Below are 17,267 nucleotides of genomic sequence, written 5' to 3'. Positions count from 1 at the left end.
GGCAAGTCTCTCCAAGGCGCCGGATCTTGAAACTCTCTACCAGATGCTGGCGCCGCTATCGGTCGGCGCGGGCTGGGCGAAGCCGACGCCGTCGCTTTGGCCGGCTCCGCACAAGACGTTTCTTCCCGCTCACTGGTCCTATGAGCAGGGCAAGGCTGCGCTCGACGCCGCAGGCCGGTTGATCGACACCAAGCTGGCCGAGCGGCGCAATCTCATTCTCGCCAACCCTCTGGAGGGCAACACCTACGCCACCGCACGTACATTGATCGCGGCCTATCAGATGATTCTTCCTGGCGAAAAGGCGCGGTCGCACCGGCACACGCCGAATGCGCTCCGCCTGATCGTCGATGCTGAACCGGGTACCTATACCGTTGTCGACGGCGAGAAGTTGCCGATGTTGCCGGGCGATGTGCTGTTGACGCCGAACTGGCGCTGGCACGGTCATGGCAACGATGGTGCGGCGGCGGCTTACTGGATCGACTTCCTCGACGCTCCGTTGATTCAGTTGCTGGAGCCGATGTTCCTGGAGCAGCATCCTGATACGTACGAGCCGATCAAAGGCAGCGTGTCGAACTCACCGATGTGGTTCCCCTGGACGGAAACGGAGAAGCGACTGGCAGCAGCAAGCAAGACGCCTGCGGCTGCTTATGCCACGTCGATCGCGCTCGGCGATCCAGCCATGGAGACGATCGGTCTTGCCATGATGGAACTGGCGCCGGGGATTTCAACTCAGACGCTTCGCACGACGGTGAATAATGTCTACGCCGTTGTCGAAGGCACCGGCGAGAGCGACATCGACGAGCAAAAGATCGAGTGGAACCGAGGAGATGTCTTCGTGGCTCCCTCTTGGCGGCCGCATTCGCACCGCTCGGAGGGCGGCGCGGTGCTGTTGCGTGTCAGCGACGAGCCGGTGATGTCTAAGCTCAATCTAGTCCGCGCCCAGGTCAAGCCCGAGGCGGGGGCGGACTGGGAATGGGTCGCGGCGAAGTCGAAATAGTCTGTTGGGGTGATTGTCGTGACCTTCCGAACTCCGATTCTAATCGTCGGCGCCGGCCCGATCGGACTTGCCCTTGCAGGCGATCTTGCATGGCGTGGAATTTCCTGCACGCTGATCGAACGTACGGACGGCAGCATCACTCAGCCGAAGATGGATCTCATCGGGCCGCGGACGATGGAGTTCTGTCGCCGTTGGGGCATCGCCGACCAGGTTCGCGACTGCCCCTACAATCCCGACCAACCACAGGACAACGTCTGGCTTGAAAGTCTTACCGGATACGAGTTCGGACGTGAACCCTTTCCGGCGCCACGAGACGCCAAACCGCCAGCGCAAAGTCCCGTCAGACGGGAGCGATGTCCGCAGGATATGTTCGATCCTATTCTCAAGAAATGGGTTGAAGGCTTGCCGCAGGCGACGTTGCGGTATCACACTGAATTACTGAGCTTCACCGAAAAGGTGGATGGCGTAACCGCCAAGTTACGCAACGCAGCCGGGCAAGAAGAGACGGTCGAGGCTGACTATTTGGTGGGAACGGATGGCGGAGCCAGTATCGTTCGTCAGTCGCTCGGCATCGAAATGACCGGTAAACCGGCGCTCACCTACACGACCAACGTTATCTTCAAGTGCAACAATTTCTGGCAGCTGCACGACAAGAAGAAAGGCTACCGATTCATCTTCATCGGTCCGGAAGGGACCTGGAGCACACTCGTTGCGATTGACGGCTACGATCGCTTCAGGTTCTCTGTGGTGGGCGACGAGACGAAGCGTACGCTTTCGGAAGCCGATGTGCGCGCGCTCATCGTACGCGCCATGGGCAAGGAATTCGACTTCGAGGTCCTGTCGATCGTGCCGTGGGTCCGCCGGGAGTTGGTGGCGGACAGCTACGGCACGAACCGCGTTTTCATTGCCGGCGACGCCGCTCACCTGAATTCACCGACCGGGGCGTTTGGCATGAATACCGGGATGCAAGATTCCGTCGATCTCGGGTGGAAGCTCGCTGCAATGATTGAGGGCTGGGGAGGGCAGCATCTGCTCGCCTCCTATGAGCCGGAGCGGCGGCCGGTTGCGCTACGAAATGTTGAGGAGGCCAGCGAAAACCTTCGTCGTATGCTCTCGCCTCGCCTTAAGCTGTCGCCGGCGGTATTCGCGACGGGTGCTGCCGGCGACGTTGCTCGGAGAGAATTCGGCGATGCCTACACCGAAATGATGAAGCGAGAGTGGTTCACCTTGCACATTCATCTCGGGTACATCTATGAGGACTCGCCGATCATCTGGCCGGATGGGACGCCTGCTCCTGACGATCCTGTCACGACATATACCCAGACGGCGCGTCCAGGGTCTCGCGCGCCACATGTCTGGCTGTCATCCGACCGCTCCACGCTCGATCTGTTCGGCCGGGAATTTGTGCTGCTGAAGTTCGACACCGGATTACATGTATCGCCATTTGTGCGGGCGGCGGAGCAGCGGAATGTGCCGCTCAAGGTCGTCGATTTGCGACGTCCCGAAGTCAAAAGTTGCTACGGCAGCAAGTTGGTGCTGGTGCGGCCAGACGGCTTTGTGTGCTGGCGCTCAGACAAAGTTCCGGCAAATCCTCTCGGGATAATCGATCGAGTTCGCGGCGAGGTCACCGCTCAGGTCCGCAAAAATCCGTCCCTACAGAAACGAGCCGGTGAAACGTTGATTGACACACTCGCGGGTATCGCGGATTCGTCCTGACAGCCACGTGAGATAAAAGGCGCTGGTTCAGGCCGCAGGTGACACGTGCCGCGCCATCCGGGTGCAGTGGCGCGTCAAGCCGGGGACTATCATGATGGAAGCGATTCAACTGCGCGTTAACGGAGAGGTTCGTTCAGTCGACGTCGAAGGGCGAACTCTTCTGGTCGAGCTGCTCCGTGACAAGCTCGGACTGACTGGAACGCATGTGGGTTGCGACACCAGCCAATGCGGCGCGTGCGTGGTTCACGTCGACGGTGATTCCGTCAAATCCTGCACGATGCTTGCAAGGCAGACGAACGGCCGTGCGGTCACGACCATCGAAGGATTGGCAGGTGACAGCGGCGAGCTCCATCCTCTGCAGGCGATGTTCAGGGAGCATCACGGTTTGCAATGCGGGTTTTGTACGCCGGGCATGATTATGAGTGGAGTCGACTTGATTCATAAAAGCTTCGGAGAGCTCAGCGAACGTGACGTCCGCCACGGTCTGGAGGGCAACATTTGTCGTTGCACAGGGTACCACAATATCGTCAAGGCCATTCTTGCTGCTGCCGCGATGATGGCGGGCGACCGAGAGATTTCTGCCAAATCCGCTGACGCTTAGGCAGAATCTGCGATGTATGATTTCGAGTTTCTGTCGCCGCATAGTGTTGCCGAAGCGGTTGCGATGTTGCGCGATCATGAGGAGAGCAAGCTTCTCGCCGGCGGACAGACGTTTATTCCTGTGCTTAAGCAGCGATTGAGCCGACCATCGCACGTGATCGATCTCTCCGGGGCTGGCCTCGCGGGCATTTCAGTCCTGTCCGATCGCGTCGTCATTGGTGCGATGACGACGCACGCGACTGTTGCCGCCCATGCGGTCATCGGCGAGCGAATTCCGGGAATCAGCAGACTCGCGTCCTGGATCGGCGACCGTCAGGTTCGCCATCGTGGCACGATTGGCGGATCGCTCGCGAACAACGATCCGACGGCATGCTATCCGTCCGCGGTGCTCGCGCTGAACGCAACAATAAAGACCGATCGCCGCACAATCAACGCCGACGACTTCTTCGATGGCCTCTTCACCACAGCGCTCGAGCCTGATGAAGTCATCGAAGCCGTCGAGTTTCCCATTCCTGAAAAATCAAACTATGCGAAATTTCGCCATCCGGCGTCGCGATACGCGATGGTCGGCGTGTTCGTCGCTAAGACTGGCTCAGGCGTACGCGTCGCCGTCACCGGCGCGAGCAGCAATGGTGTCTTCAGGCACCGGGCGATGGAGCTTGCCCTAAGCCGAGATTGGTCTGCCGATGCCGTGGCCGAAATTGAGACGCCTTCCGACGATCTGAATGACGACCACCATGGAAGCGCAGCCTACCGCGCCCACTTGGTGAACGTGATGACGCGGCGCGCGGTGGCAGGCGCCTTGTGAATAAATCGCAACAATCCACAAAAGCTATCGGAGGAAGCAACGGGGCGGGTAACCCTTTCAAATCTCAATCCTCGCATCAGCTACACGATCGAAGGCGAGGGAGCAGGCGGTGTAGCAGGGTTCGCAAAAGGAGGCGCTGATGTCAGTCTTGCTGAGATTGGTCAGGAGACGCTTCTTGCTTATACGGTGAGGGCGGATGTCGGCGGCAAGGTCGCACAACTCAGGGCGCGCCGCATCAATGCGACCGCAAAGAGTCTGGCGGGTCAATTCTTCGATCGATTCTCCGAACAGGTTGTAAAGACCTTGCCTCGCCGACGACTATAGGCCCCACGAATCCCGGAACTACTTCGTCAGCGCCGGATATGCCTCCGTCCAATTGTGAAACGCGCTCCAGTTCCATCTTTCGACTGCGATACCCGTGGCCTGCGATCTCATGAGATCGGAGCGTCTGGCAAAAAGCCCCTCGACCGTGCATCTCGACGTCTACAAGTGCGCTCCACGATATCGCACCCGGGCGACAAACCGCCTTCCGCTCTCGCCGAGATGCCCATAGGGAACTCAGGAACTGCAGAACGTAGCATTTGGACTGCAAGGCGCCAGAATTCGTTATTTCGGGATGATCGCCCGCGTGGCGATCCAATTGTCGTAGAACTCCTGCGTATAGGCTTGCTCCGGCGCTCGACGAACGAGTTCGTCGATTATATGGGCGTGGTGGCCGACCAATATACGCCACCGATCCGACTTGACACCGTCGAGGATGATCTTTGCGGCCGCTGCGGCCGTGAGGGGAGCGTTATCTTGGAAAGCACGGTCTTGGTCGTCCATCATTCGTTGGATATCCTGATCCGACATGGCATCGTGATCCACCCCCGTGCGCGCTAATGTCAGACGCATTTTCGCGAGTTGGTCGGCACTGAGCTGGTCGCAATCTGCTCCGCTCAGTACCTTGCGCGTGTTAGCGTTCACAGCGGTCCCAACATGACCTGGCATGACCACGGCACATTTGACGTGAGGCGCATTTAATCGAAGATCATTGATCAGTGCCTCGGTAAAGCCCTTCACCGCGAACTTTGCGGCGCTGTAAGCAGTGTGAGGTTGGCTAGGGCGGATCGCTGCCCAGAAGCCACTGATGCTTGATGTGTTGATGATGCGTGCCTCGTCAGCTTTGACTAACAGCGGCAAGAAGGTACGCACGCCCAGATACACTCCACCCCAACAAATATTGAAGGTACGCTCCCACTCTTCGCGTGGGTCGGTCACAACACTGCCACCGCCTCCGATGCCGGCGTTGTTAAACAGAAGGTGGATCTTGTCGGTCGAATGCTGCTCGATGAGCTGCTCGCGAAAGCGCTTGTAATGATCTTCGACCGACACGTCGGCGAAATGGGTGGTCACGCGAACTTGCGCCGGATTTTGCGCTTCACATCGGCGTTTCGTTTCGTCCATTGCTTCAGTCGAGACGTCACAAATCGCCACATTACAACCCTCCACGACGAGCTGGCGCGCCAACTCGCGGCCCATTCCTGAGCCGCCTCCGGTTATTACGGCTATCCTTCCGGAAAAATCTTTCATTGAGACTACTTCCTCCGTCTATGTCTCTCTTTAGAGAGCTCTCTGTTGTTCTGGCCGTTCAATCATCGTGGGATGAAGCAAGCTCTGATCTTCCTTGCACCGCGAAATTGTCCGTAGCCGAATGGAGGGAGTATTGCAGAACGTAAGGTAATGCACAATGCAGATAGCTTACTCGAATGTGATCGCTGCTTGGCCCCCACCGTTGTGACCGCAGAGCGCATTTCGGTTCCGCAAAGACGGCGGCCGACTACGCTAACACCGGTTCGTCGCTCGCTACCCGAAAACGAATGTTTCCGCCGCGGCAACTCGTGGCATCCGGTTCCAAAAAAAATGCTTGGCGATGCACGTGGCCAGTCAAACCAGTCTTTTCCAGGCGTCGACTTCGCGGCGCACAAGCACCTCTCAGGCCTTCGGCGCTAGATCGCTTGCCCAGGCCTTGGAAGAATCTCCGAAATCGCATGTCAAATAAACTATTTGCATAGCAAACGGTCAATCGATACTATCCGGCAACGGCGGACGGTGCCGATAGGGTTCCTTTAGAAGCCCGGTGGACCGTGACGCTTGGTAGCCAGCGCTTTGAATGTTCGCAAACTCAATGCGATGAAAGCAGCGCTACTGAAGACGGGAGGAAGAATGCAATGCCGTACTCACCGGTAAAGTCTAGTTGCCTGTTGCCTTACCTCACAAGGACGGTGGCGACCGCCGCGTTGGTTGCCCTTTTCGGGGTTGGTACCGTTCGCGCAGAGCCAAAGTATGGGCCTGGCGCCAGTGACAAGGAAATCAAGCTTGGTCAGACCGCTCCTTACAGCGGGCCAGCTTCAATATTCAGTATTAACGCCAAAGTCGAGTTGGCCTACTTCAAGATGCTCAATGAGACGCAGGGGGGCATCAACGGTAGGAGGATCAACCTGATATCGCTTGACGATTCCTACTCTCCACCCAAGACTGTTGAACAGACCAGAAAGCTGGTCGAGGACGACGAGGTACTTGCGATCGTCGGCATGGTTGGCACACTGGCCAACGTCTCGGTTGCAAAATATCTGAACTCCAAGAAGGTGCCTCAGATCCTGGGAACGACAGGTACCGACAAGCTGAACGACCCTAAGGCGTATCCATGGACGACGACATTTCTTTCGAGTCAGGATGTCGAGGGGAGGATGTACGCACGCTATATTCTAGATCAAATGCCGAAGGCACGGATCGGCGTATTGTATCAGAATGACGACTACGGGAAGGGTTATTACAATCCATTCAAGAGCGAGTTCGGCGAACGAGCCGAGCAGATGATCGTTAAGGCGGAGCCCTACGAGATCAGCTCGCCAACGGTCGACTCGTATATTGTGTCCTTGAAGGCCGCTGGAGCGGATCTAGTATATCTGGCGGTCACCCCAAAATTTGCTGCACAGGCGATCCGAAAGATCTACGAGCTTGCTTGGCATCCTACCGTGATCACTCTGACATCGACGGCGTCGATTTCATCCGTGTTTCAGCCTGCTGGCCTGGAGGCCTCTAAGGGAGTATTGACGGCTCTCTGGCGCAAAGACGTCGACGATCCGAAGTGGAGTGATGACCCCGACGTCGTCGAATACCGTGCGTTCATCAGGCAATGGGTGCCAGAGTTTTCGCTTAATGATTCGACGCAAGGCTATCAGACGGCGGTAATCATCGCTGAGGTGCTCAAGCGATGCGGCGACAACTTGACTAGGGAAAACCTCATGATGGAGGCGACGAACATCAAGGGCCTTCGTCTCCCGTTGAACCTAACTGGCGTTACGATCAATGTTTCGCCCGAGGATCGAATTCCCTGGCGCTCGGCTCATATGGCCAAATTCGACGGCACGGGCTGGCAGTTCGTTACTGATCTTATGACCATCCCGCCGCGTCCGTAGTCCTCCCGGGCTTTCTGATCAAGAAGGAGGGCAGGTCGCTTCTTGAGCGATAAGCCAGGTGACGATCAATGAACTCGACCCCCGCGGGGCGGTTACAAGATCTCGCGCGAGGGCGGGGCGGCCGGTCTCGCTAAGGGTGGCGCGACCGTGATGCCGTCGGAGACCTATTCGAGGCAACGTCGCGCCATTCCATGGTCGGGACGACTTCACTTAAAGGACTATGGTCACTTAGAAAAATACGTTGTTATTGGAGGAAACATGGTGGACGGCGCCAAGCACTTGAATTGTCTCATCAGTGACTTCGATCCGTTTTGCAGGAAGTCCATGATTGATCCCTACCCCGAGTATGGGCGATTGCGGACAATCGGTCCTATCGCCCGTCTCGAGAAGTATGGGGTGTGGGCATTATCTCGATTTTCCGATGTCAACGCAGTTCTGTCGAACTCCGCGGTGTTTAGTAGTGCCGGCGGCACGGGGCTTGCTAACTATTTCAAGCAAAAGCCCTGGCGAACGCCAAGTTTATTGCTCGAAACGGATCCACCTCTTCACACGAGAACACGGGCGGTGGTGGTTCGCACCATGACTCCGGTCGCTTTGCGGAAGCTACAAGACGGCTTTCGAAGAGAGGCGGAAACTTTGGTCGAAAAACTAATAGAGCGTGGCAAGTTTGACGCCGTAACGGACCTCGCAGAGGTCTTTCCGCTATCGGTATTCCCCCAGGCGCTCGGGATCGACAGCGATAACGATGAGATGTTACTCACATATGGCGCAATGGTGTTCGCCATTTTTGGTCCAGAAGACGACTACTCCCGCGAGGCGATGTCACACGCATCTACCGTACTTCCGTGGATCGAGTCGAAGTGCCGGCGAGATGCGTTGCGACCCGACGGCTTTGGCGCGCAGATCTACGAAGCAGCGGACGCCGGAGAGATCACGCCGGAGGAAGCTCCCCTCCTCGTTAGATCCTTTTTGTCGGCCGGCTTGGATACAACAATCAGTAGTATCGGCATGGCTATCAATTGCTTTGTCCGACATCCGGAACAATGGGCGGTCCTAACCGAAGATCCTTCGCTCGCGCGAAGTGCCTTCGACGAGGTGCTTCGATTTCAGACGCCAGGCCATGCACAGTTTAGGACGACAACTGACGAAACGGACTATGCAGGCGTTAGGATCGCAAAGCACGAGAAAGTCATGCTGCTGATGGCGTCTGCCAATCGCGATGAAGCGCGATGGGAAGAGCCGGACGCTTTCGACATTAGACGCAAGCCGGGGCATATTGCCTTCGGCACAGGGATTCACACTTGTGCTGGTCAAATGCTGGCAAGGATGGAGGGCGAAGCACTGCTGAAAGCTCTGGCGAGCCGGGTCAAATCGATCGAATTGGCGGGCGAGCCAGTGTGGCGACCGACCACTGCCTTGCGCGTCTTCTCATCTCTTCCAGTCTCGGTACAAGCAAAATGAAGCTACGCGATCGGAACGTTCCTGGCCGAAAGTCTCCAGCAAGTTTCTAAAGCAGTTCATGGCAACGCCGAATCGTCAGAAGGGACATGTGATGAGTCGACCTCCTTCCAACCATCTTTGTGTTTGTGCGGTTACGGCGTTAATTGCGGCGGGGTTTAAAGTCCTAGCTCAGGATACATAGCTATCCTCTGATTATGCGTAGCAGCTGTCGCTGCAGTCATTGTGCTGGAGCGACATAAATCGTCATCCCCTCCAAGCCCACATGTACCTTTACTTGGCAACTCAAGCGGCTGTTCGATTTCCTTGGCGCCGCTACGCCTTCGAGTAAGGCACTCTCTTCTTCTGACATCAACGGAAGATCGGCCATACGCTCTGGCTCGATATAAACGTGGCAAGTGGCGCACATAGCGTTGCCTCCGCATTCGGCGACGATTCCATCAACCCCGCTCGCGAGTGCGCCCTGCATTAGCGATGTACCATCCGCGAGGTCAACCGTCTGAGTAGCGTTTCTTGGGTCGACGTAGATAATCTTAGTCATGACGCGTCCGCTCTCTTTCGCACAATGCTATATAGTTAGACGAGCACGATCGACGAGGAATTCAGCACCTGGCGTAAGACGCGCGCTTCATCGAGGGTGCGTATTTGAAAGACCCCAGGAGGGGGCTCTCCAGGCACGGAAAGAGATCGACCTCGCGCACCAACGGCGAGTGTCAGATCGTCATTCCCATATTCCCTTAGCGAGTTTGCTACGATCATTCTCCGCGTTCGATCAATGCGTTTAAAAGACTTACCCAGGTTGAGTTCGATCGCCTGGTCCGAATAAGAGGCTGGCCGACGCAACTCGATGGGAGGCGCCCCTCGATAAGATACGTCTTTGAAAGTAGCGCATGGGTGAAGTCGATCAATGCAAATAAGCTACTCGAATAGCAAACTATCGATAACAATCTCCCCAATTGGCTGCCTTGTCCAGTACTTTTGGTCGGGAAGCAAAACAGGCTCGTATCGTCTTGCGTCAGGAGGGGTAATGTCGTCGTCGGTCAAGGTTCCCCTCTCGTCGCATTAGATTTGGCCGATGTGCACGACAATCTGCCGCCTCAATTTTAAAGCCTCGCGGTTTCGATCAATAATCCGCTCATGCGATGCAAAGTGCGCGCAAGTTGACTTGCCATGAAATGTGGATAGATTATTCACAAAATAGAATGGGGATGACGCCTTGTGTGGATGCCGCGACCGGGCAAAATATGAACTTCCAGATGCGCGCGGTGCGCGATTGTCGCACCTCTGTTACCGGATCGACTAGAAGAGAGAGTGTCGAGCGGCAGGATTTTAGGGGCTTCCTTCCCGGTCCATCAAGAGCCGCAGCGCGCAGACATTTTTTGGCCTTGTGCGGTTCGAGCGTCGTCGCTCAAGGGATCGTTCCTTCGTAGCATTTGCTTCTTTCCTTGGACGCTGTGGTCATAGGCGACCGGCGCGATCCTCTTCTTCTCATCAATCGCTTGCCGGTCGGATGCTACGATGAATCGCCGCACGAAGATAAGCACCTCTCAATTTCGGACCTAGATGCATTCCAGATCAATCTACGCGGCAGGGCCTGAAGCGAGAACAGGCAAGGAGAGGAATTAAGTGTACCCATCCGAGATCGAGGGTTACGTGGCGCCTTGCACCGTTCAGGAGGCTACGGAGGCCTTTGCGAAGTGGGGTGAAGAAACCCACTACATTGCGGGCGGCCAAAGTCTAATGCAGGCCGTGAAATCGCGCATGATCCGCCCGAGGTGCTTGGTGGATTTGCAGAAGATCGTCTCGATCCGGGGGCTGCATGAGGACGGTTCCGGCCGCCGTATCGGTGCGATGACCCGCTATTGCGACATCGCCAGTAGCCGTCGCCTGGGTGGAGCTTTTGCAGCCCTGGTCGATGCCGCAAGCCATGTCGGCGATCGTCAGGTTCGCCACCGCGGAACAATCGGCGGCAGTCTGTGCTGGAACTACATCTCCGCGTGCATGCCGGTGACTAACCTCGCAATCGGATCGCAAATGAGCTTGGTCTCACTATCCGGAGCAACTCGCGAACTCGGCGTCGACGTATTTCTCGGAGCGCCGATGGAAACCAGCCGTGATGAGGGTGAGATTCTGCTGTCGATCAAGCTGCCGCAGCCTGCTGGGCGCGCCGGCAGCGCCTACCGGAAATGGAGCCTCCTGACTGACGGGCTTCCCGTGATCGGGGTTGCTGCCTTCCTCGTACTCGACGAGACCGACCGCTGCGCGCTGGCTCGAATAGCGGTGACGGGCCTTGAAAGCGGGCCTACGAGAGTGCCCGCAGCGGAGCGTGCCTTGTTGGGCCTAGCAGGCTCGGATCGTGCGGAAATAGAGACGCTATTGAAAGACAGTGCAAGCTCGCTCTCGATGCACTCAGATGAAGCTGGCGACGCAGAGTACCGAAAGGTTCTGTTCCGTCAGCTGAGTCTCGAAGTGGTCACTATGGCTTTCGATCGCGCGCTCGGGAGTAAAAAATGAAAGCAGAAGTTTCGATCACGATAAACGGAATTGCATACAGTCGGTCTATTCCAATCAGAATGCTGCTGGTTGACTTCATACGATACGAAGCGGGGCTCACCGGCACGCATGTTGGATGTACGTTCGAAGGGGTCTGTGGCGCGTGTACGGTTCACCTCGATGGTGACGCGATCAAAGCGTGTCTCATGCTGGCGGTCCAAGCAGATGGCCGAAGCGTCACGACTGTGGAAGGGGTGGCCAAGGGGAATGAGCTGCACCCGCTGCAAGTTGCCTTCAACCAGCATCATGCTCTCCAGTGCGGATTCTGCACGAGCGGGATGTTGATGTCGAGCCTGGATCTTATCGAGAAGAACGCTGAACTGAGCGAGGAGACGGTCCGGCATGGGCTCGTGGGAAATATTTGCCGATGTGCGGGATACGCCAACATCGTGGATGCGATCTTGGACGTTGCGCAGGAGCGGGGATCATGAGCGGGAGCAATAATAAATTGAAAGATAAGCAGGCAGATGGCATCGGCGCTCGGCTTCCTCGCAAGGAAGACATTCCAATCCTTAGGGGCGAAGGGCACTATTTTTCGGACATCGCGGTCGAACGACAACTGCACGTGATGTTCCTTCGCTCGGTACACGCTCATGCGCGCATTTTGTCTATCGATACGTCGGCGGCAAGTCAGATGCCGGGAGTAGTTGCTGTGGTTACCGGCGCCATGCTCCAGGACGAAATCCTGGCTCTTCCGCAGGCAAGTACCTCGGCCGGACTTCCAGGGAGACTTCCGACATTCTGGCCGCTTGCCGTAGACAAGGTGAAGTTTCACGGAGAGCCCGTCGCGGCGGTTGTGGCGGAGACGCCCTATCTGGCCGAGGACGCGCTTGAAGGGATTACGGTCGAGTACGAACCTTTGCCATATGTAGGAGATATGGAGGCTGCCCTTGAGCCGTCATCACCACTTGTTCACGAGGACTGGAAAGATAACGAGATCTTCAGATCTAACTATCAGGCGCTCCGAACGGCGGATGAGCACGCGGCTCACATCAAAGAGGCTAGACGCCGGATCGCTGAGGCACCGTTTGTAGTGAAGCAGCGGTTCAGGACGCATCGATGTGGCGTTACAGCTCTTGAACCGCGGGGAGCGCTGGCCGTCTGGGACAACAGAGACGGACTGACAATTTGGATGACGACGCAGCGGCCTCATGCGCAAAGAGCGTGTTTTGCCGACGTGCTTCAGTTACCCCTTTCTAAAGTTCGTGTCATTACTCCACGAAACCAGGGCGGCGGCTTTGGAATGAAGGCGTCAGTTTACCGTGAGCCACTGTTGGTTGCCCATCTTGCGAGATGCCTGCGGCGTCCTGTGCGATGGCTGGAGACTCGCGAAGAGAACTTGATGAGTGCCGGGCAGGAGCGTGATCAGATACACGACCTCGAACTGGCAGCGGACGCCGAGGGAAATCTCGTTGCTTTGGCTGACCGGATAGTAGCTGATGCCGGCGACGCTTGCTTGGGCGGTAGTTGGGCCTTTCCGATAGCGAACGTCGGGGGCTTGCGGCTGCCAAATGCCTACGAGATACCATTTTGCGACATCGAACTACGCGTAGCGGTAACCAACAAGGCGGCGTTATGCGGAGCCCGCGGTCTTGGGATCTATCCGGGAAGGTTCGCATTGGAGCGGGCTATCGACATGCTGTCATGGAAGATCGGTATGGAGCCGGCGGAGTTCCGACGAAAAAATTTCATTACAACGTTTCCGGCACGTTTATCGACCGGTCTTGGGTACAGTAACGGAGACTTCCTGAAGACGTTCGATAGGCTGATAGAAACCGTGGATATTGCCGCTTTCCGCGAGCGGCAGAAAGAAGCTTGGAGTCAGGGACGTTTTCTCGGGCTCGGCATCGCCGTGGGCGCAGAAGTCTCGGGTGTCGACAGTCTATCATATGTGTCGATGATGGGAACACCCAGCTATGCTTCGGTCGAAGTACGAGTAGATCCAGAAGGTCATGTTCAGATTTTCTACGGTGACGGCCCGTCCGGTCAGGGTGAGGAGACCACGATTGCTCAGGTCGTCGCTGAAGAGCTAGGCATCGATTCAGAACACGTGTCCATAATAGTGGGCGACACGCAAACATCCACCTTCGCTCCCGGAACAGTTGCTTCGCGCGGAGCCGCAATGGTGTTGCCTTCCGTTGCGATGGCCTGCCGGAATTTGAAGAAGAAGATAGTGCGCGTCCTAGCCCACGATGTCGCGATCGCAGCCGACGAAGACGATTTTATCTTTGCGGACGGCTATGTGATGCATCGTGGAAACAGCAATATCAGGCTCAGTTTTGCTGAGCTTGCATTCCGCATCGTAATGAAACCGATCAATCTTCCGCCGGGTGATTCCGGAGGGTTGGATGAGCGAGCGACATTTGAGTCGACCAGAGGAAATATCTGCTTCGGTGCACATGCTGCTTTTCTGGAAGTCTGGCCGGAAACGGGGCGTGTAAAGATCGAGCGCTATGTTACGTCGGACGATGCCGGAGTGGTCGTCAACCCTCTGATTGTTGAGGGACAGATCCAAGGGGGGGTGGTTCAGGGTATTTCGAATTTCTTCTTCGAAGAGTATGTCTACGACAATCAGGGACAACAGATGACCTCAACGCTGGAAGCCTACAAGATTGCAACGGCTGCCGATGTTCCACGGATCGAGATGTACCACGATGCGGGGACGCCAAATCCAACCAATCCGCTCGGAACCCGGGGGATAGGCGAGGGTTGTATTGCGCCGGTGCCTGGTGCACTCGGCAACGCGATCAGCGACGCCCTGCGTCCTCTTGGTATTGAGATCACGGACCTGCCCGTCCGCCCGCCGACGCTATTCCGCCAGATCGATGCTTCACGCCAGCGCAAACAGCAAGCGTCGTGAACAGACCTGGTTGCCAACGCGATGGAGCGACCTGCAGGCCCTCATCCGCTGCGAGAACGTTCGAAGTGGAGTCTTGCAGACAGAAACCGTCTTGACAGAAAATGCAAATAAGCTATTCGTATGTAGAATAACCTTAAAAGCTGTCCGAACCAAGCATTTGCGGGTTCGCCTTTTCCGGGCCTGCCATCACTACGGGCTGCTAGCTGTGGCAAGCCGCTGGCCCGAGCAAGCTGCAAGCCATAACTCGTAGAGCCGCAGCAATCTTGCTGGGTTGAGAAGAGGGCTCCGAGCAAAGGAGCCCCAAAACAAGGAGAGAAACATGAATAAGCATGAGCCCAGTCTGCGTCCCTCGTATCCCGGCTATTCGCTGAAGGAGCGCGATCGCCGGTGGGCGTTGGCCCGAAGGCTCATGGATGAAGAGGGGTTGGATGGGCTCTTGGTCGCAGGGCAAGCGAACCGTGGCGCTCCGAACGTGGCTCCGGACGTGTACCTTTCCAACGATCGCGCCGGAGGCTGGTTAATCTTCCCGCGCAAGGGCGTTCCATCATTGCTGTCGTGGAACGGCATGCACATACTCTGCCATGCGGTCGAAACGAAACTTGGGCATGCTCCTTGGATTACGCCTGAAAACTTTTGGCCGACTAAAGATCCAAAAAATCTAAAGAAAATCTTCGAGGCCGAGGGCCTGCAGTCGGCGCGGATCGGCATCATTGGCCTTGATGGAGGCGGGCCGCGTCTAGAAAGCGCGATTTCCCAATCCGCCTGGGAAAATATTCAGGAGGCCTTGCCGAAGGTCAAGTTCGTCAAGGTTTGGCATAAATTTGCTCGAATGATCGTGGAATTGGGCTCCGAGGAAATTGAGGTTCTCAAACAGTGTGCGGACGCTGGAGAGCGGATGTCTGAAGCGTTCGTTGACGCCGTTAAGGTGGGTGCGAACGAGACTGACGTTTATTCAGCCGTGATGGCCGCATGCGTTGACGCGGGAGCGAACTGCTCCGGCTTTATCATCCATAGCGGCCCGAATACCCCTGCGTGGGGATTCCCCGACTGGCTCGTGCGTCCGGTCCGGCCGCGAGCACTCCAGAAAGGCGACATCGTGCAATGCGAGTTGTTTCCAAGCTACGGAACCATGGAGACCCAGCAGCAAGTTTGCGTAGCCTTGGGAGACGTACATCCGGATCATCTGAAGGCTGCCGAAGTGGCGAGGCAGGCCTACGAGGTCGGGCTGAAGAAGCTCCGTGTCGGGGTAACCTTCGGTGAGGTTAGTGAGGCAATGGATGCTGTCGTCAAGGGGGTTGGTGGTTGGTTCGTCACGCCGCATATTCATTCGCTGAACCCGATCGCAATTATGGCGGGTCTCTCCTCCTATGGAATGGACAAGTTCTCTGAAGCTGGCCGATATCCGCCGGTGGCTGAGAAACCCATGATTGGCGCTGATATCGTCATCAAGGCAGGAATGTCATTTGCGTTCGAACCGAATTGTCATCTCGGCGACCGGCGCATCAACATTGGTGGTACCGTTCTGGCCACGGACGCGGGACCGATCGAGCTCAATAAGGTTGCCAATCGCATGGTGATGAAGCCGGCCTAGAGACAGCCGGCCGCGCGAGGAAATGCCAAGCCGGATGATACTTGAGCAGGTGTTTCATTGCGACGCCTGCGACAAAGCGCATCGCGGAGAGTCACATCCGGCTTAGCCTGTCACTTTAGCTCACCGCAGAGCACATCTCGGTATTCGCCTAGGGATCGGACGCTCCGCGTTCGTAATCTGACCAGATATCCAATTTGTGGTGAGGTTCGGCCCCTTCGCGAGGCTGACGCGAGCACGCGCTCCAGCCTACCAGTTTGCTCAAGCCTCGGAGTGCAGGGATGCAGTTGAACGGTGTCGCCGTTTTCATCACCGGTGGTGGCTCCGGACTGGGGGCCGCTACCGCCCGTGCGATGGCCGCGAAGGGCGCGAAAATAACTGTCCTCGACCAAAGCAAGGGAAATGCAGAAAAAGTGGCGACCGAGTTGAGGGGGGTCGCGATCGAGGCAGACGTCACCAGTGAGGAGCAAGTGAAGGCTGGCTTGGCAGAGGCAGAAGCCGCGCATGGCGTTGCTCGCGTGCTGGTGAATTGCGCTGGCATCGGCGGTACGCAGCGACTGCTCGACAGGGACGGCATCATCTACCCGCTCGAGAAGTTCATTCGCATTATCAGTGTCAACCTAGGCGGCACCTTCAATTGCGTGCGGCTGTTTGCTCAGCGCCTAGTATCAGTCGAGGCGATCGGTGAGGAGCGTGGCGTTATCATCAATACCGCGAGCGTTGCCGCCTTCGAAGGTCGGGGCGACGGGATCCCCTATGCTGCTTCGAAAGCGGGGGTGGTCGGCCTTACGCTGCCGGCCGCGCGTGACCTCGCCGAGTACAAGATAAGGGTCAATACGATTGCGCCTGGCTCGTTCGAAACTCCTCTGTTGATGGGCCTGCCGGAGGAATACCGAAATCGTATCGGTGAACTTGTGCCTCATCCGGCGCGGCTTGGGCAGGCCTCGGAGTTCGCCGGACTCGCTGTTCACATTGTCGAGAATGGAATGCTAAACGGTGAAACCATCCGCCTCGATGGAGCCTATAGATGAGCATCTTGGTAAGCGGCATTAGAGCCGCTGTTGGGTAGAATACTTGACCGTCGAGTGCACGAAATCGTTGCCCAAACAGACGCCGCTAGTCTAGAGGTCGATCCCGCGCTTGCGATGTCAATGATCGCGCAAACAGGCCGATACGAGGCTCGAGGTAGTAGTTTTTCAGTTGTTTGTTGGTTCGGTTTCGCGAGA

Annotated in this window: 15 protein-coding genes; 12 read left to right on the top strand and 3 right to left on the bottom strand. The window is 56.9% G+C overall.

Features of this window, described 5'->3' with window-relative positions; translation table 11 throughout:
• The first annotated feature begins 43 nt into the window (after nt 1-43).
• The 5 genes from UP06_RS14525 (at nt 44) to UP06_RS39875 (ending at nt 4,445) form a co-directional block, all read left to right on the top strand.
• A complete protein-coding gene (locus UP06_RS14525) occupies nt 44-997 on the top strand; it encodes a cupin domain-containing protein (protein ID WP_050031783.1) in 954 nt (317 codons plus the stop codon).
• An 18-nt stretch (nt 998-1,015) separates the two neighbouring features.
• A complete protein-coding gene (locus UP06_RS14520) occupies nt 1,016-2,713 on the top strand; it encodes an FAD-dependent oxidoreductase (RefSeq protein WP_197087242.1) in 1,698 nt (565 codons plus the stop codon).
• 94 nt (nt 2,714-2,807) lie between these two features.
• Nucleotides 2,808-3,314 carry a (2Fe-2S)-binding protein gene (locus tag UP06_RS14515; protein ID WP_045004157.1) on the top strand — a complete coding sequence of 169 codons (507 nt, stop codon included), beginning with the start codon at nt 2,808-2,810 and terminating at the stop codon, nt 3,312-3,314.
• A 12-nt stretch (nt 3,315-3,326) separates the two neighbouring features.
• Nucleotides 3,327-4,121: an FAD binding domain-containing protein gene (locus tag UP06_RS14510; RefSeq protein WP_045003332.1), complete on the top strand. Its 795-nt coding sequence runs from the start codon at nt 3,327-3,329 to the stop codon at nt 4,119-4,121.
• Nucleotides 4,122-4,445 carry an SRPBCC domain-containing protein gene (locus UP06_RS39875; protein ID WP_082081421.1) on the top strand — a complete coding sequence of 108 codons (324 nt, stop codon included), beginning with the start codon at nt 4,122-4,124 and terminating at the stop codon, nt 4,443-4,445.
• 282 nt (nt 4,446-4,727) lie between these two features.
• Here UP06_RS39875 and UP06_RS14500 read toward each other — a convergent pair whose 3' ends face one another.
• Nucleotides 4,728-5,693, bottom strand: coding sequence for an SDR family NAD(P)-dependent oxidoreductase (locus UP06_RS14500; RefSeq protein ID WP_045003328.1), 966 nt, complete (start codon nt 5,691-5,693; stop codon nt 4,728-4,730).
• Nucleotides 5,694-6,331: 638 nt separating this feature from the next.
• Between UP06_RS14500 and UP06_RS14495 the strand changes: the two genes are divergently transcribed.
• Nucleotides 6,332-7,582, top strand: a complete 1,251-nt coding sequence (locus UP06_RS14495) for an ABC transporter substrate-binding protein (protein ID WP_082081419.1) — start codon at nt 6,332-6,334, stop codon at nt 7,580-7,582.
• Between the two features lie 258 nt (nt 7,583-7,840).
• The gene (locus tag UP06_RS14490) at nt 7,841-9,043 is read left to right on the top strand and encodes a cytochrome P450 (RefSeq protein WP_050031657.1); all 1,203 of its coding nucleotides are present in this window, start codon (nt 7,841-7,843) and stop codon (nt 9,041-9,043) included.
• A gap of 217 nt (nt 9,044-9,260) precedes the next feature.
• On the opposite strand, the gene UP06_RS14485 is transcribed toward UP06_RS14490, so the two are convergent.
• Entirely contained in the window at nt 9,261-9,581 is a 321-nt protein-coding gene (locus UP06_RS14485) for a 2Fe-2S iron-sulfur cluster-binding protein (RefSeq protein ID WP_045003327.1), read from the bottom strand.
• Between the two features lie 35 nt (nt 9,582-9,616).
• Complete coding sequence (locus tag UP06_RS42660; protein WP_502691552.1) at nt 9,617-9,883, bottom strand: FAD-dependent oxidoreductase; 267 nt, start codon at nt 9,881-9,883, stop codon at nt 9,617-9,619.
• 783 nt (nt 9,884-10,666) lie between these two features.
• Between UP06_RS42660 and UP06_RS14475 the strand changes: the two genes are divergently transcribed.
• From UP06_RS14475 to UP06_RS14455, 5 genes are all read left to right on the top strand, one after another.
• Entirely contained in the window at nt 10,667-11,554 is an 888-nt protein-coding gene (locus tag UP06_RS14475) for an FAD binding domain-containing protein (RefSeq protein ID WP_045003324.1), read from the top strand.
• Complete coding sequence (locus UP06_RS14470) at nt 11,551-12,024, top strand: (2Fe-2S)-binding protein (RefSeq protein ID WP_082081417.1); 474 nt, start codon at nt 11,551-11,553, stop codon at nt 12,022-12,024. Before UP06_RS14475 ends, UP06_RS14470 begins: the two co-directional genes overlap by 4 nt.
• On the top strand, nt 12,021-14,453 hold the full coding sequence (locus tag UP06_RS14465; protein ID WP_045003319.1) for a xanthine dehydrogenase family protein molybdopterin-binding subunit: 2,433 nt from the start codon (nt 12,021-12,023) through the stop codon (nt 14,451-14,453). Before UP06_RS14470 ends, UP06_RS14465 begins: the two co-directional genes overlap by 4 nt.
• 319 nt (nt 14,454-14,772) lie before the next feature.
• Complete coding sequence (locus UP06_RS14460; RefSeq protein WP_045003317.1) at nt 14,773-16,044, top strand: M24 family metallopeptidase; 1,272 nt, start codon at nt 14,773-14,775, stop codon at nt 16,042-16,044.
• Between the two features lie 278 nt (nt 16,045-16,322).
• Nucleotides 16,323-17,072, top strand: coding sequence for an SDR family NAD(P)-dependent oxidoreductase (locus tag UP06_RS14455; protein WP_045003315.1), 750 nt, complete (start codon nt 16,323-16,325; stop codon nt 17,070-17,072).
• The last annotated feature ends 195 nt before the right edge of the window (nt 17,073-17,267 follow it).

This window comes from Bradyrhizobium sp. LTSP857 (genome assembly GCF_000938285.1).
GTDB lineage: Bacteria > Pseudomonadota > Alphaproteobacteria > Rhizobiales > Xanthobacteraceae > Bradyrhizobium.
The sequence above is the reverse complement of the archived record's forward strand: the minus strand, read 5'-3'. Positions and strand labels throughout refer to the sequence as shown.

What these genes read in the sequence shown, in the direction of transcription:
- UP06_RS14495 (WP_082081419.1), top strand. Translation starts at nt 6,332, where the DNA reads ATGCCGTACTCACCGGTAAAGTCTAGTTGCCTGTTGCCTTACCTCACA.
- UP06_RS14500 (WP_045003328.1), bottom strand. Translation starts at nt 5,693, where the DNA reads ATGAAAGATTTTTCCGGAAGGATAGCCGTAATAACCGGAGGCGGCTCA.
- UP06_RS14525 (WP_050031783.1), top strand. Translation starts at nt 44, where the DNA reads ATGCTGGCGCCGCTATCGGTCGGCGCGGGCTGGGCGAAGCCGACGCCG.
- UP06_RS14515 (WP_045004157.1), top strand. Translation starts at nt 2,808, where the DNA reads ATGGAAGCGATTCAACTGCGCGTTAACGGAGAGGTTCGTTCAGTCGAC.
- UP06_RS14460 (WP_045003317.1), top strand. Translation starts at nt 14,773, where the DNA reads ATGAATAAGCATGAGCCCAGTCTGCGTCCCTCGTATCCCGGCTATTCG.
- UP06_RS14485 (WP_045003327.1), bottom strand. Translation starts at nt 9,581, where the DNA reads ATGACTAAGATTATCTACGTCGACCCAAGAAACGCTACTCAGACGGTT.
- UP06_RS14510 (WP_045003332.1), top strand. Translation starts at nt 3,327, where the DNA reads ATGTATGATTTCGAGTTTCTGTCGCCGCATAGTGTTGCCGAAGCGGTT.
- UP06_RS14465 (WP_045003319.1), top strand. Translation starts at nt 12,021, where the DNA reads ATGAGCGGGAGCAATAATAAATTGAAAGATAAGCAGGCAGATGGCATC.
- UP06_RS14490 (WP_050031657.1), top strand. Translation starts at nt 7,841, where the DNA reads ATGGTGGACGGCGCCAAGCACTTGAATTGTCTCATCAGTGACTTCGAT.
- UP06_RS14470 (WP_082081417.1), top strand. Translation starts at nt 11,551, where the DNA reads ATGAAAGCAGAAGTTTCGATCACGATAAACGGAATTGCATACAGTCGG.
- UP06_RS14455 (WP_045003315.1), top strand. Translation starts at nt 16,323, where the DNA reads ATGCAGTTGAACGGTGTCGCCGTTTTCATCACCGGTGGTGGCTCCGGA.